Source organism: Adlercreutzia sp. St.1H8 (genome assembly GCF_059728655.1).
Map to the genome: position 1 here is coordinate 1,869,771 of NZ_AP039376.1, position 13,037 is coordinate 1,882,807.

Annotated in this window: 13 protein-coding genes and 2 tRNA genes; 7 read left to right on the forward strand and 8 right to left on the reverse strand. The window is 67.5% G+C overall.

Annotation, left to right across the window (positions count from 1 at the left end):
• Positions 1 to 98: 98 nt before the first annotated feature.
• The 3 genes from arcC to arcA all read right to left on the reverse strand — a co-directional run bounded on the left by arcC (position 99) and on the right by arcA (position 3,514).
• A complete protein-coding gene (arcC, locus tag AC6I0Y_RS07315; RefSeq protein WP_160709616.1) occupies positions 99 to 1,055 on the reverse strand; it encodes a carbamate kinase in 957 nt (318 codons plus the stop codon).
• Positions 1,056 to 1,184: 129 nt separating this feature from the next.
• Positions 1,185 to 2,180 (reverse strand): ornithine carbamoyltransferase, encoded by a 996-nt coding sequence (gene argF / locus AC6I0Y_RS07320; protein ID WP_160709614.1) that lies wholly within the window; start codon positions 2,178 to 2,180, stop codon positions 1,185 to 1,187.
• 113 nt (positions 2,181 to 2,293) lie between these two features.
• Positions 2,294 to 3,514 (reverse strand): arginine deiminase, encoded by a 1,221-nt coding sequence (gene arcA / locus AC6I0Y_RS07325; protein WP_160709612.1) that lies wholly within the window; start codon positions 3,512 to 3,514, stop codon positions 2,294 to 2,296.
• Between the two features lie 414 nt (positions 3,515 to 3,928).
• Between arcA and AC6I0Y_RS07330 the strand changes: the two genes are divergently transcribed.
• The 3 genes from AC6I0Y_RS07330 to AC6I0Y_RS07340 all read left to right on the forward strand — a co-directional run bounded on the left by AC6I0Y_RS07330 (position 3,929) and on the right by AC6I0Y_RS07340 (position 6,079).
• Positions 3,929 to 5,509, forward strand: coding sequence for a PucR family transcriptional regulator (locus AC6I0Y_RS07330; protein ID WP_497730545.1), 1,581 nt, complete (start codon positions 3,929 to 3,931; stop codon positions 5,507 to 5,509).
• 97 nt (positions 5,510 to 5,606) lie between these two features.
• Positions 5,607 to 5,682: transfer RNA gene (locus tag AC6I0Y_RS07335), tRNA-Arg, on the forward strand.
• Between the two features lie 148 nt (positions 5,683 to 5,830).
• Positions 5,831 to 6,079 carry a glutaredoxin family protein gene (locus AC6I0Y_RS07340; protein WP_160709608.1) on the forward strand — a complete coding sequence of 83 codons (249 nt, stop codon included), beginning with the start codon at positions 5,831 to 5,833 and terminating at the stop codon, positions 6,077 to 6,079.
• A gap of 68 nt (positions 6,080 to 6,147) precedes the next feature.
• On the opposite strand, the gene AC6I0Y_RS07345 is transcribed toward AC6I0Y_RS07340, so the two are convergent.
• The 3 genes from AC6I0Y_RS07345 to AC6I0Y_RS07355 form a co-directional block, all read right to left on the reverse strand.
• Positions 6,148 to 6,221 (reverse strand) — tRNA-Gly (locus AC6I0Y_RS07345).
• Between the two features lie 351 nt (positions 6,222 to 6,572).
• Positions 6,573 to 6,947, reverse strand: coding sequence for a helix-turn-helix domain-containing protein (locus tag AC6I0Y_RS07350; protein ID WP_497730548.1), 375 nt, complete (start codon positions 6,945 to 6,947; stop codon positions 6,573 to 6,575).
• 174 nt (positions 6,948 to 7,121) lie between these two features.
• A complete protein-coding gene (locus AC6I0Y_RS07355) occupies positions 7,122 to 7,274 on the reverse strand; it encodes a DUF6219 family protein (protein ID WP_497730551.1) in 153 nt (50 codons plus the stop codon).
• A 153-nt stretch (positions 7,275 to 7,427) separates the two neighbouring features.
• Here AC6I0Y_RS07355 and AC6I0Y_RS07360 point away from each other — a divergent pair, with 153 nt between their 5' ends.
• From AC6I0Y_RS07360 to AC6I0Y_RS07375, 4 genes are all read left to right on the forward strand, one after another.
• The gene (locus AC6I0Y_RS07360) at positions 7,428 to 7,739 is read left to right on the forward strand and encodes a DUF6110 family protein (protein WP_497730554.1); all 312 of its coding nucleotides are present in this window, start codon (positions 7,428 to 7,430) and stop codon (positions 7,737 to 7,739) included.
• A 25-nt stretch (positions 7,740 to 7,764) separates the two neighbouring features.
• Positions 7,765 to 9,891 carry a heavy metal translocating P-type ATPase gene (locus AC6I0Y_RS07365; protein ID WP_497730557.1) on the forward strand — a complete coding sequence of 709 codons (2,127 nt, stop codon included), beginning with the start codon at positions 7,765 to 7,767 and terminating at the stop codon, positions 9,889 to 9,891.
• A 200-nt stretch (positions 9,892 to 10,091) separates the two neighbouring features.
• Positions 10,092 to 11,297 carry an aminotransferase-like domain-containing protein gene (locus AC6I0Y_RS07370; RefSeq protein ID WP_497730559.1) on the forward strand — a complete coding sequence of 402 codons (1,206 nt, stop codon included), beginning with the start codon at positions 10,092 to 10,094 and terminating at the stop codon, positions 11,295 to 11,297.
• A gap of 78 nt (positions 11,298 to 11,375) precedes the next feature.
• A complete protein-coding gene (locus AC6I0Y_RS07375; RefSeq protein WP_497730561.1) occupies positions 11,376 to 11,846 on the forward strand; it encodes a YbaK/EbsC family protein in 471 nt (156 codons plus the stop codon).
• A 40-nt stretch (positions 11,847 to 11,886) separates the two neighbouring features.
• Here AC6I0Y_RS07375 and AC6I0Y_RS07380 read toward each other — a convergent pair whose 3' ends face one another.
• Positions 11,887 to 12,414, reverse strand: coding sequence for a GNAT family N-acetyltransferase (locus tag AC6I0Y_RS07380; protein ID WP_497730562.1), 528 nt, complete (start codon positions 12,412 to 12,414; stop codon positions 11,887 to 11,889).
• 44 nt (positions 12,415 to 12,458) lie between these two features.
• Complete coding sequence (locus AC6I0Y_RS07385) at positions 12,459 to 12,824, reverse strand: arsenate reductase family protein (protein ID WP_160709600.1); 366 nt, start codon at positions 12,822 to 12,824, stop codon at positions 12,459 to 12,461.
• Positions 12,825 to 13,037: the final 213 nt, after the last annotated feature.

Genomic DNA, 13,037 nt, shown 5'->3' on the forward strand with positions numbered 1-13,037 from the left:
GCCCGCCTCGGCGACGCCCGGTGAGCAGGACGAACGTCGCCGACGCGGGAGCGGATGCCCCGGCACGGGGCCGGGGTACTGCTCATGGTGCAAACGGCTTAGGAAGCCGTGATGACGGTGCCCGTCTCGCCCTTGAGGCCGGCGGCGGCGCACTCGAGCGAGGTGATGAGCGCCTTGCCCTGGGGGTAGGCCTCCAGGTACTCGATGCAGGCCTGGACCTTGGGCAGCATCGAGCCGGGCGCGAACTGGCCCTCCTCGATGTACTTGTTGGCCTCGGCGATGGTCATGGTGTCGATGGAGCGCTGGTCGGGCGTGTTGAAGTTGATGGCCACCTTCTCGACCGCGGTCAGGATGACCAGCATGTCGGCCTTGAAGTCAGCGGCCAGCTTGGCGCTCGAGCGATCCTTGTCGATGACCGCCGGGACGCCCTCGTAGGAGTCGTTGCGCTCGATGACCGGCACGCCGCCGCCACCGGCCGCGATGACGACGTAGCCGTCGTCCATGAGGTCTTTGATGGCGTCGAACTCGACGATGCGCTGGGGCTTGGGGCTGGCGACCACCATGCGCCAGCCGCGGCCGGCGTCCTCTTTGTAGGTGCAGCCGGTCTCAGCCGCGCGCTTGCTCGCCTCCTCCTCGGTGAGGAAGGGGCCGACGGGCTTCGTCGGGTCGGCGAAGGCCGGGTCGTCGGGGTAGACGACGGTCTGGGTGATGACCGACGCCGTGGAGCGCATGATGGAGCGGCGCTTCAGCTCGTTCAGGATGGCCTGGGAGAGCTGGTAGCCGATGTAGCCCTGCGACATGGCGCCGCACTCGGGGAAGGGCATCTCCGGGGTCTTGCCGTCGTTGGCATGCGCGAAGTCGAACGCGTTGTTGATCATGCCCACCTGAGGGCCGTTGCCGTGGGAGACCACGACGTTGATGCCCTCGGCGATCATGTCAACGATATGGACGGCCGTCCCCTCGACCAGCTTCAGCTGCTCTTGGGGCGTGTTGCCCAGGGCGTTGCCGCCGAGGGCGATGACCACGCTCTTGCCGTCGCCTTTCTGATAGGCCATGGATGATCACCACTCTTACGAATCGGGGGTGGAAAAGGGTGCGACGACCCAGGGGGAGGCGCTTGGCCTCCCCCTTCGCGGGCTCCTGGGACGGGGCCCGCGCGGGTCGGTGCGGTTGTGCGGGTAGTGCTACCTCAGGGTCGCGTACATGACCGCCTTGATGGTGTGCATGCGGTTCTCGGCCTCGTCGAAGACCTTGGACTGTGCGGACTCGAACACCTCGTCGGTAACCTCCATCTCCTTGAGGCCGAACTTCTCATGGACGTCCTCGCCGATGGTGGTCTGGGTGTCGTGGAAGGACGGCAGGCAGTGCATGAAGATGGCGTCCTTGTGCGCGAGGCCCATGAGCTCGCTGTTCACCTGGAAGGGGCTCAGCAGCTTGATGCGCTCGGCCCACAGCTCAGCCGGCTCGCCCATGGACACCCAGATGTCGGTGTAGAGGACGTCGGCGTCGGTCGCAGCCTCCTTGGCATCATCGGTGAAGGTGATGGTGCCGCCGGTCTCGGCCGCGATCTTCTTGCAGGTCTCGATGAGCTCGGGCTCGGGCATGAGCTCCTTGGGGCCGCAGCCGACGAAGTGCATGCCCATCTTGGCGCCGAGCACCATGAGCGAGTTGCCCATGTTGTTGCGCAGGTCGCCGAAGAAGACGAACTTGAGGCCCTTGACGCCCATCGGGAAGTTCTCCTCGATGGTCAGCAGGTCGGCGATCATCTGCGTGGGATGGAACTTGTCGGTGAGGCCGTTCCACACCGGCACGCCGGAGACGGCCGCCAGCTCCTCGACGAGGTCCTGGGAGAAGCCGCGGTACTCGATGCCGTCATAGAAGCGGCCGAGGACGCGGCCAGTGTCCTCGATGGACTCCTTCTTGCCCATCTGGGAGCTGCCGGGATCGAGGTAGGTGACGCCCATGCCCAGGTCGTAGCCGGCGACCTCGAAGGAGCAGCGGGTACGGGTAGAGGTCTTCTCGAAGAGCAGCACGATGTTCTTGCCCTCGAGGTAGCGGTGCGGCACGCCGTTGCGCTTCAGGTTCTTGAACGTCTTCGCCACGTCAACGAGGTACTGGATCTCGTCGGGGGTAAAGTCGAGGATCTTGGTGAAGCTGCGGCCGGAAAGGTTGACAGGCATGATGCGCGTCCTTTCGTAGGAGGGAACAGTGCGTGGCGCGCGAAGGCGCCGGGGAAACCAGAGCCGGGACCGGCGACCGGACAGCCGGCCGACGATCCCGGGAAAATCAAGCGTTACTCAGCGTCGCGCCAGAGGGGCATCGACATGCAGCGCGGGCCGCCACGGCCGCGGGACAGCTCGGCGGAGGGCATCTGCAGGACGTTGATGCCGGCTTCCTCGAGCACCGCGTTGGTGACGTCGTTGCGCTCGTAGACGACCACGGTGCCAGGGCGGATGCACAGGGTGTTGGAGCCGTCGTTCCACTGCTCGCGCTCGGCCGCGATGCGGTCGCCGCCGCCGCAGGGGATGAGGGTCACGGGACGGCCGACGTACTCGGTGAGGATCTCCTCGAGCGTCTCGTTGCGCTCGCGGACCTTGATGCCGCCCTTGCCGTCAGACTTGATCTCGAACACCGTCAGCGGGCCCATGATGCCGGGATGGATGGTGAACTTGTCGTAGTCGATCTGCGTGAACACCGTGTCGAGGTGCATGAAGGCGCGGGAGTTGGGGATGTTGAAGGCCAGAATCGTCTCGATGGGGGAATCGGACTCGAAGATGTTCTTCGCGATCTGGTCGATGGCATCCGGCTCGGTGCGCTGGGAGATGCCGATGGCGAGCACCTTGTCGTTGATGTTGAGGATGTCGCCGCCCTCGATGTGGAAGGTGTTGTAGCGGCTGTAGTACTCCGGCACGTTCTGGTAGTCCGGATGGTACTTGAAGATGTACTCGCCGTAGATGGTCTCGCGGTTGCGGGTCTCGGAGTACATGCGGTTGATGGACACGCCGTTACCGATCATCGCGAACGGGTCGCGGGTGAAGTACAGGTTGGGCATCGGGGCGCACACCAGCTTGGAGGCGTCGCTCACGAGGTCGACCAGGGAGTTGCTCTTATCGGTATGCAGCTCCTGGAGGTTGATGCCCGCCATCGTCTTGAGCACCAGGTCCTTGTTGTTCGGATAGCGATCGTTCAGGTAGTCGTAGATGATCTTCTGATAGCGATCGGTGCGGATGCCCGCCTCAAAGATCCACTGCTTGAGGAACTTCTCGCGCAGCTCGGGGTACATGTCGAGGACCTCAGCCATCAGATCCTCCAGGTACACGACCTCGACGCCCTCGTTGCGAAGGATCTCGGCGAAGGCATCATGCTCCTCCTGGGCGACCTTCAGGAACGGAATGTCGTCGAAGAGCAGCTCTTCCAGCGTGTTCGGAGTGAGGTTGAGCAGTTCATCACCCGGTCTGTGCAGCAGAACTTTCTTCAGGGGCATGATTTCGCTTGGAACGTTCACACCAGCCATAGAGAGCCCTCCTATCCATTGTCTCGATGATTTCCAGTTACCACTGCCTCGGCGCCGCGCCCCGGCGTCCCGTGACGTGCGTCTCAGCACCTCAAACGATACACGGGAGGGGTTCGGGGGCAATCACCGCGTGGGTTGCCTTGACAACTTGGAACCCCCGTGACACCGCCGCGTTACCGGCCGGCGATCAGGGAGCTCCTCCGTTTCGGGCAACGCCTGGCAGTGCTTGCCTCGGATGCGGCCCCTTGGCCTTATGTCGCCCATTCTAGAGAGCGAAAACCCCTATTGATATGTGCATAGTTAACAATGCTTTAGAAATTATTTGGCTATAATAGCCATATCAATTCCGCGTTCTCCCACCAGGACAAACCTTCGGCAACGGCTGGGAAACAGTGAGGGAAGGAGGCTTCTCAGATGCAATTCCCCCTTGATATGCTTACCGGATACTTCATCGAGCAGGGCATCGCCGTGGTCAAGGAGCCGCAGCATCCCAAGGCCCTGTTCTCGTGGGTGTCCGCCTTCCTCGACCAGGAGGCGCCCGCCGCCGCCGAGGGCGAGGAGGACACCATGCGCTTTTTGGGCCCGCGCGCCCTTGAGGAACTGCGCGGCGCCGGCACGCCGGGAAGGCGCGTGGTGGTTCTCGGCCCGCGCGACGCCGTGCCCGAGATTCCCGCGCTCGGCAACGACGACATCTACATCCGCAGCGCGCTCTCGCCCCAGCTGCTGGCCGACCGCGTCCAGCGCCACCTCATGCGCGTCGTCCAGTGGAACGACCAGATGGGCGTCATGCTGGAGGAGGGCTGCATCACCCAAGACCTCCTGAAGGCCTCCGAGCCGGTGCTCGGGTGCTTCGTGGCGCTGTCAGACTCCACGTTCTCCTACATCGCGCATACCCCAAACATCGCCCCCCTCGACGAGCGCACCGCCTACCTGGTGAAGAACGGCTGCTACAGCCCCGACACCATCCGCATCGCGCGCGAGCACGGCTTCATGCGCGTCTGGGAGCACCAGGAGTGGACGGCCGTCCACAACGTGCCCACGGCGCTGTTCTCCTACCCCACCCTCGACCGCGTGATACACCAGCGCGGCAGCTACGCGGCGCATCTCGTCATGGTGTCGCCGACCGAGATATCCACCTCGCAGGTGTTTCTGTTCAACCTCCTGGCCCGCAAGGTGGAGGCGTGCCTCGAGCGGCACTGGCGGCTGGAGAACCCGCTCGAGCAGAGCTACTCGTACTTCCTGCGCGAGCTGCTCACCGGCAACGTCTACGACGAGCCGCAGCTGGCCGAGCACGCCAAGCTCCACGGGCTGCCGCTCACGGGGCTGTTCGAGCTGTGCGTGTCTGACAACACCTGGCGCGCCGGCTCCCCCAGCTACTTCGCCAAGAAGATCCTCGAGGGCGAACCCTCCTGCAAGGTGGCCATCAACGGCCAGAGCGTGGCCGTGCTGCTGTGCGCGCCCGACACGCGGCGCGGGCGCATCGCCGCCATGGAGGAGGAGGTGTTCGACCTGGCCCATCGCATGCGCGTGGAGGTGGGCGTGTCCGACCGCTTCGAGCGGCTGGAGGACGCGGCGCTGGCCCTGGAGAAGGCGTGCATCGCCCTGCGCTACGGACGACGCAAGTCACGCCGTCACCTGGCCTTCGACGCGCCGGGGGCGGGCACCGAGGAGGTGTTCCGCTTCCGACGCTACTTCCCCTACTTCGCCACCGACCCCTTCGCGCGGTCGGAGAAGTTCGTGACCCGGCTGCTCGCCTCGCCCAACCCGCTCACCGACCTGCGCGCGGCCGACCGCGAGCGCGGCACGAGCGACGCGGAGATCCTGCGGGTGTACCTGCATGCGGAGGGGCGCATCAACGTGGTGTGCGACCAGATGCACATGCACCGCAACACGGTGACCTACCGGCTGGACAAGATCCGGCGCATCGTCCGGGGCGACCTGGACGATGCCGACCTGCGCCTGTACCTGCGGATGCTCTACCTGCTGAGCGACTAGCGCTGGGCCGGGCGGCAGCGCAGCCGCGGGGAGGCGAGGACGCCGGGCGGCGGTTTCCCGCAAGGCGGGCGCGCGGCTGCGCTATAATGGGCGGCACGCGCCCATGGCTCAACGGATAGAGCAACGGACTTCTAATCCGTAGGTTGCAGGTTCGAATCCTGCTGGGCGCGCCATCGTCTGCGCAGGCCGGGAATCCCCGGCCTTTCTCGCATCTTCAGGTTCCTTAAGGACCGGAAACCGTTGCGAAACAAGATGAGCGGGGCGCTCGTCTTTTCACGCGCAGAGCCCTAGACTGGGCGGAGGATCGCAAAGGAGAAGCCTATGAACTACCTTGAGGACCACACCCTGTACTACAAGAAGTCGTGCCCCTTCTGCGTGAAGGTGCTGCGCTTCATGGAGGCCAACGACATCACGATGGACAAGCGCGACACCCTCCAGCCGGGCAACGAGCAGGATCTCATCCGCGTCGGCGGCAAGAAGCAGGTGCCCTGCCTCGTCGTCGCCGGCAAGCCCCTCTACGAGTCCGACGACATCGTCGCCTACCTCCGCGAGAAGGTGGCCGCCGCCTAGGGCGGCTCGCATTTCCACCCTGCAAGCAGAGGGGCCCCGCCTGATGGCGGGGCCCCTTCTTCGTCTTATGGAGCGGGCGACGGGAGTCGAACCCGCCTCAGCAGCTTGGAAGGCTGCGGTTCTACCGATGAACTACGCCCGCAGAGCGGAGGAGATTATACCCTAAGACTGTCAATCCGCCAAACGAGGATGACGGCGACGGGCGCCACCGACGCCGTCCCCGGGTCGCGCAGAGATTGCGATCGAATTGGCCAGAATCGGCGGTTTGACGACGACGGCGCGGGCGGGCGCGGCGCGTCGTCGCGCAAAACCCCAGGTCACGTTTCGACGCACGCGCCATCGAGGGCGCTCGTGCCCAGGAAGTTGGGCAAAATCGGCCCTCGCCTGTCGTCAAACCGCCGATTCTGGCCAATTGGGCCGGCGGGTCTGCGCGCCCGCGCCCTAGACGCGGGGCCCGCCTGCGCGCCCGCGCCCTGCCTCCGCCATCCCGCGATCAGCTTGCGAAGACGACCGCGTAGCAGACGATGCCGGCGAAGAACGCCAGCACCGCCGCGCCGATGGCCAGCAGCACGCGCACGTACCTTCCCATGGTGGCCTTGGCTCCTTCCACGTCCGCGTAGAGGGACGACAGCTGCTTCTCTGAGTCGTTGAGGGCGCGCACGTCGCCTACGTCCAGCCCGCGCACCAGCTCGTCGAGGCTCACCTCGAAGTAGTCGGCCAGCAGCACCAGCCGCTGGAAGTCGGGGTAGGACTGGCCCGACTCCCACTTCGACACCGTCTGTCGTGACACTCCCAGCTCGAAGCCGAGCTCCTCCTGGGACAGACCCCGCCTCTTGCGCAGGGCGGTTATCCGCTCATCGAACCTCATGGCACGTCCTTTCTTCCGGCAACAGGGCATGAGCACTCCCCCATTCAAGCGCCGAGGGGCGCCCCGCTCCACCAACCAGGGTTGGCAATCTGTCAACCGGCGCGGGCAGAGCGCCACGATCCCGCCTTCCGCCTAAGGCTTGAAAGGCCGCTGCGCTCCATCGCCTCCCGGGCGCTAGGCGCGCTTGTAGCCGGTGTAGAGAGCGAGGGCCATGCAGGCCACGCTGGCCCATGCGAAGTACTTGTGCCACTTCATGGTGATCTCCTTTGACGTCGGGGCGCCGCAGCCCGCGAGCATCCGCGACCTGCGGCAGGGTGGTCTTGCCACGCAAATAGTACCCTAAGTTAACTTGTCAACATAAGTTAAATTAAGTTAACATGATGGCAACGGCACGGGCGGCGCGCTCTCCATTTCGCACGCCTCCTTTGCCAGATTGTCCGAAGTCCGATATGTCCGTCCCCACCCCTAAGGAGGTCCCCCATGCATCCTGGCCTGCTCGTTCTCGGCGGTTTCCTGCTCGGCACCGCCGGCGTCAAGGCGGCCACGAGCCGTCCCGTCCGCAAGGCCTGCGTGCGCACCACGGTGCGCGCCCTGCAGTGCAAGGACTACGTCTCCCACGTCGTCGACGAGGCCAAGGCCCAGTGCGACGACATCCTGGCCGAGGCCGAGGTCATCAAGGCCGAGGAAGAGGCCGAGCGCGAGGAGGAGATCGTCGTCGACGAGGTGGTGGCCGTCGACGGCGACACGCTCGTGGTGGAGGACTCCGTCACGGAAGAGCCGGCCCAGGCCTAGGCCCGAGGCCCAGAGGACGCCCGCCATGCGCTGCATCATCAAGCACTCGCTGCCCGGCCGGCTGCGCTTCCAGCTGCCCAGCCCCCTGGGCGAGCGCGACGCCGTGGCCCTCGAGGAGATGTTCCTCGAGCTGCCCATGATGTCGCGCGCCACCGCCTACCCGCGCGCCGCGAGCCTCGCGGTGGAGTTCGACCCCACCGACTTCGCCCGGCAGGCGGTGGTGCGGCGCATGGCGCGCCTCAAGGCGGAGGACCTGGCCGCCTGGCAGCCCGCCGACCCCTTAGCCCTCGCTCCGCGGGCCCGCCACCTCTACGCCGAGCTAGCCAACGCCACGGCCTGGTTCGTCATCCGCCTCCTCATGCCCAACCCGCTGAAGACCCTCTGGTGGCTGTGGCGGGCCATCCCCTTCTGGCGGTGCGCGGCGGCCTCGCTGCGCCAGGGGCGGCTGGACGTGCCCGTGCTGGACGGGGCGGCCATCGCGCTCGGCTTCACCCAGGGCGCCAACAACGCTGGCGAGACCATGTACCTGCTCCACGTGGGCGAGATCCTGGAGGACTTCACCCAGAAGCGCACCGAGTCGAGCCTGGCCCAGTCGCTGCTCGACATCCCCACCACCGCCCGGGTGTGCCGCGACGGCGAGGAGGCGGAGGTCGACCTGTCCGAGCTGCGCCTCGGCGACCAGGTGGTCGTGCGTCTCGGCTGCGGCATCCCCGTGGACGGGACGGTCTGCGCCGGGGAGGCCCTGGTGAACCAGTCCTCGCTCACCGGCGAGCCGCTGCCCGTGCTGCGCCAGGCCGGCGACTCGGTGTACGCCGGCACCGCCGTGGAGGAGGGCGAGATCTGCGTGCGCGTCACCGGCGACCCCGCCGAGAGCAAGATCCAGTCCATCCTGTCCATGATGCGCGACACCGAGGCCGCCAAGTCGGCGGAGCAGCGGCGCGTCGAGCACATCGCCGACAAGCTGGTTCCGTGGAACTTCGCCCTGGCCGGCGTGGTGGCCCTCACGACGCGCTCCCTCACCAAGACCGCCGCCTGCCTCATGGTCGACTACTCCTGCGCGCTGAAGACCTCCGGCGCCATCGCCGTCATGGCCGCCCAGCGCGAGGGCGCCCGCCACGGCTTCATGGTGAAGGGCTCGCGCTACTTCCAGGCCATCGAGGAGGCCGACACCATCGTCTTCGATAAGACGGGGACCCTCACCGACGCCGCGCCCAGGGTGCGCCACGTGGAGCCCTACAACGGCTACACCCGCGACGAGGCCCTGCGCCTGGCCGCCTGCCTGGAGGAGCACTTCCCGCATCCCGTGGCCCGCGCCGTGGTGAACGCCGCGCTGGAGGAGGGCCTGGAGCACCGCGAGCTGCACTCGGCGGTGGAGTACGTGGTGGCCCACGGCATCGTCAGCTCGCTCGCGGGCAAGCGCGTGGTCATCGGCAGCCAGCACTTCGTCTTGGAGGACGAGGGCGTGGCGGTGAGCCCCGACCAGCTGGAGCACATCCACAGCCTGGCCCTGGGCACCTCTCCCCTCTTCCTGGCCGTCGACCACGAGCTGCGCGGCGTGCTCTACGTCGACGACCCCCTCAAGCCCGACGTCCCCCAGGTGATCGAGGCGCTTCACGCCGAGGGCTTCAAGCGCATCATCATGCTCACGGGCGACGCCGACCGCACGGCCTGCCGCGTGGCGGCCGAGGCCGGCATCGACGAGTACCGCGCCGACCTGCTGCCCGAGGACAAGTACGCCCTCGTCCGGCAGCTGCAGGCCGAGGGCTGCAACGTGTGCATGGTGGGCGACGGCGTGAACGACTCTCCGGCGTTGGCCGCCGCGGACGTCTCCATCGCCATGAGCGCCGGGTCGGCCGTGGCCCGCGAGGCCGCCGACATCGCCCTGACCAGCAACGACTTGGAGGGCATCGTGCGCCTGCGCCGCCTCTCCCGCGTGCTGAGCCGGCGGATGCGACAGGGGTACCGCTTCACCATCGGGCTCAACAGCGTGCTGCTCGCCCTCGGCATCGCCGGCATGCTCACGCCCCAGCAGTCCGCCTTCTTCCACAACGGCGGCACCATCGGCCTCTCCGCCGCCAACGCCCGCTCCTACCTGCCCGGCGCGCCCCTCCTGCCCGTAGGCGAGGGCGCGCCACGGGCCCGCGCCCGCTGAGGGAGGGGCGACAGGCGCGCAGGGCCCGGGACGCGGGGCGCAGGGCGAGCGCGGCCCGGGCGGCGGGGAGGCCGCGCTTCGCCGCCCGGGCCGCGCTCCCGCCCCCGGCGGGCGGCCGTCCGCTCGCCCGTCTCCTCGCACCGGCCCCTCCGTTCGGCGCGACAATGGTCGGGACGTTACCCGACCATGGAGGCTTTCCCATGACCAGCACCGACTTCCCCATCGACGAGCTCCTCTCCGACGGCATCACCAACACCCCGCCGTCGTTCGTCCGTAGCATCCTCAAGGCGGCCTCCGACCCCGCCGTCACCTCCTTCGCCGGCGGGCTGCCCAACCCCATCTCCTTCCCCCAGGAGCAGCTGCTCGCGTCCATGGAGCGCGTGGTGGCCGAGCGCGGCCCCGAGGCCTTCCAGTACTCCGCCACCGCCGGCATCCCCGAGCTGCGCGGCTGGATCGCCGAGCGCTACAACACGCGCTTCGGCACCGACTACACCGCTGACGACGTGCTCATCACCACCGGCTCGCAGCAGGTGCTCGACCTTTTGGGCAAGGTGCTGCTGGACAAGGGCGACGGCGTCATCGTGGAGAAGCCCACCTACCTGGCCGCCATCCAGGCCTTCGCCCTGAACCAGCCCGTCTTCCACGAGGTGGAGCTGACCGAGGAGGGCCTGAACATCGACGAGCTCAACGCGGCCCTGGACGCGGGCGCGAAGATGATCTACCTCATCCCCAACTTCCAGAACCCCACGGGCCTCACCTACAGCGCCGAGGGACGCCGCCAGGTGCGCGAGGCGCTGGCCGGGCGCAACATCGTCGTCGTGGAGGACGATCCCTACGGCGAGCTGCGCTTCGAGGGCGAGTCGCTGCCTTACATCGGCGGCACGGCCCTGCCCCACGGCGTGGTGATGGGATCGTTCTCCAAGACGGTCACCCCGGGCTTCCGCATGGGGTACCTGCTGACGAAGGACCACGAGCTCCTGCGCAACCTCTCCATCGCCAAGGAGGCCGCCGATCTGCACACCAACGTGTTCTCCCAGTACGTGGTGATGGACTACCTGGCCCACAACGACCTGGACGAGCACCTGACCAAGATCCGCGAGCTGTACCGCAAGCAGGCCCAGGCCATGACCGACGCCATGGCCGAGTTCTTCCCCGCGGACGTGACCTTCACCAAGCCCGAGGGCGGCATGTTCCTGTGGGCCACCCTGCCCGAGGGCGTGAGCACCATGGACCTGTTCCCGAAGGCCCTCGAGCGGGGCGTGGCCTTCGTGCCGGGCGACCCGTTCTACGCCGAGCCGGGGAAGCGCTCCACCATGCGCCTGAACTTCACCAACGCCGACGAGGACACCATCCGCGACGGCATCCGCCGCCTGGCCGAGGTCATCGCCGCAGCCTTGGACGCCTAGCCTCGGCCGCCACCGTCCGACCCGCCCGCCGCGCGGCCCCGCCAAGGCCGGCCGCCTCGTTCCACCAAAGGAGAAGCCATGTCCCTCACACGCGCGAAGACGCACCTGGCAGCCTACGGCCGCGAAGGTGATGTGATGGAGTTCGCACAGTCGAGCGCCACTGTGGAGCTGGCTGCGCAGGCCGTGGGCTGCGAGCCGGCGCGCATCGCCAAGACGCTCTCCTTCGAGGCGGGCGAGCGGGTGATCCTCGTGGTGTGCGCGGGCGACGCGCGCATCGCCAACCCCAAGTTCAAGGCGGCCTTCGGACGCAAGCCGCGAATGCTTCCCGCCGATGAGGCGGAAGGGCGCATCGGCCATGCCGTGGGCGGCGTGTGCCCCTTCGGCGTGAACGAGGGCTGCGACGTCTTCCTCGACGAGTCGCTGCGCCGCTTCGATACGGTCTACCCCGCCTGCGGCACCGCCAGCAGCGCCATCGCCGTCACCCCCGACGACCTGGCCGCCCTCACGCCCGGTAGCACCTGGGTCGACGTCTGCAAGCTGCCCGAGTAGCGGCCCGGCTGCGCCACGCCCTCCGCCAGAGGATCGCGCGTCAGTCCAAGACCAGTTCGTAGAGGAGAAAGCGGCGCGGAACGCCGATGTCAGGATAGGTGATGTCCGCATTCCCGCGATGCTCGAACCCGTAGGAACGGTACAGGCGCTGCGGAACCTCGTTGCCCTCGATGCAGTCGAGGCGCAGGGCCCGCATCCCCCGGCTGCGCGCCTCGGCGATGGCGTGCTCCACGAGCCGCCGCGAGTAGCCGCGACCGCCGTACTCGGGCAGCACCCGCAGGGCATGGAGGATGCCCACCTCATCCGCCGGGGCATCCACCTGCCAGGCCATGGCGTCGTAGGCCTCGTCGCAGTCGTGATCCATGAGGTAGGCCGCGACAATGCGCCCGTCCTCCACGCCGACGAACTGCTGGCGCTCGCGCACCGCCTCTTCCACCATGGACTGCGGCGGGAAATCGCCCCGGTTGCCCTCGGGCAGAAAGTCCATCTGCCCGAGCACCTCGCACATGCGATCATAGAGCGCCATCAGCTCCGGCACGTCCGCCAGCTCTGCCGCGCGAATCTCCATGGGATCCTCCTTATCTCGCCACGCGATGCCTCGTCCCGCCGCGCCTAGAGGCCGAGGGCCTCGGCCCAGGCGGCCTCCTTGAAGCCGGGGATAGCGGTGGCCTCGGTCACGAGGAGGGGGCGCTTCACGAGCATGCCGTCGGTGGCGAGCAGATCGTACTGAGCCTGGTCGTCCAGGTCGGGCAGCCTCTTCGCCAGCTCCATCTCACGGTAGAGCATGCCGCTCGTGTTGAAGAAGCGCCGCAGCGGCAGCCCGCTCAGCTCGTGCCAGCGACGCAGCTCGTCGGCGGAGGGGTTGTCCTCCACGATGGAGCGCGCCTCGTAGGCTACGCCGCGCTCGTCGAGCCACGCGCGCGCCTTTTGGCACGTCGAGCACTTCGGGTACTCCAGGAACAGGACGCTTGCGGCCATGGTGCCTCCTCGGGAATCGTCAGCCGGCTGTCGCGCATCGCGCGCGGGGATCATTATAGGGAAGACGGGATGGCGACGCGAAAGACGATAGGCTGGCGGAGCGGAAGGGCCTGGCAGGCGCGGGGCCGGATCAGGCGGCCGACGAGAGCGGAAGCGCCTGGCAGGCGCAGGCGGGGTTGCCGCAGCAGGCAGCGCGGGCCGCCTTGCGGCCGC

Coding starts and splice junctions, on each gene's coding strand:
- AC6I0Y_RS07385 (WP_160709600.1), bottom strand. CDS start 12,824: ATGGCCGCAAGCGTCCTGTTCCTGGAGTACCCGAAGTGCTCGACGTGC.
- AC6I0Y_RS07375 (WP_497730561.1), top strand. CDS start 11,376: ATGTCCCTCACACGCGCGAAGACGCACCTGGCAGCCTACGGCCGCGAA.
- argF (WP_160709614.1), bottom strand. CDS start 2,180: ATGCCTGTCAACCTTTCCGGCCGCAGCTTCACCAAGATCCTCGACTTT.
- AC6I0Y_RS07370 (WP_497730559.1), top strand. CDS start 10,092: ATGACCAGCACCGACTTCCCCATCGACGAGCTCCTCTCCGACGGCATC.
- AC6I0Y_RS07340 (WP_160709608.1), top strand. CDS start 5,831: ATGAACTACCTTGAGGACCACACCCTGTACTACAAGAAGTCGTGCCCC.
- arcA (WP_160709612.1), bottom strand. CDS start 3,514: ATGGCTGGTGTGAACGTTCCAAGCGAAATCATGCCCCTGAAGAAAGTT.
- AC6I0Y_RS07365 (WP_497730557.1), top strand. CDS start 7,765: ATGCGCTGCATCATCAAGCACTCGCTGCCCGGCCGGCTGCGCTTCCAG.
- arcC (WP_160709616.1), bottom strand. CDS start 1,055: ATGGCCTATCAGAAAGGCGACGGCAAGAGCGTGGTCATCGCCCTCGGC.
- AC6I0Y_RS07330 (WP_497730545.1), top strand. CDS start 3,929: ATGCAATTCCCCCTTGATATGCTTACCGGATACTTCATCGAGCAGGGC.
- AC6I0Y_RS07360 (WP_497730554.1), top strand. CDS start 7,428: ATGCATCCTGGCCTGCTCGTTCTCGGCGGTTTCCTGCTCGGCACCGCC.
- AC6I0Y_RS07380 (WP_497730562.1), bottom strand. CDS start 12,414: ATGGAGATTCGCGCGGCAGAGCTGGCGGACGTGCCGGAGCTGATGGCG.
- AC6I0Y_RS07350 (WP_497730548.1), bottom strand. CDS start 6,947: ATGAGGTTCGATGAGCGGATAACCGCCCTGCGCAAGAGGCGGGGTCTG.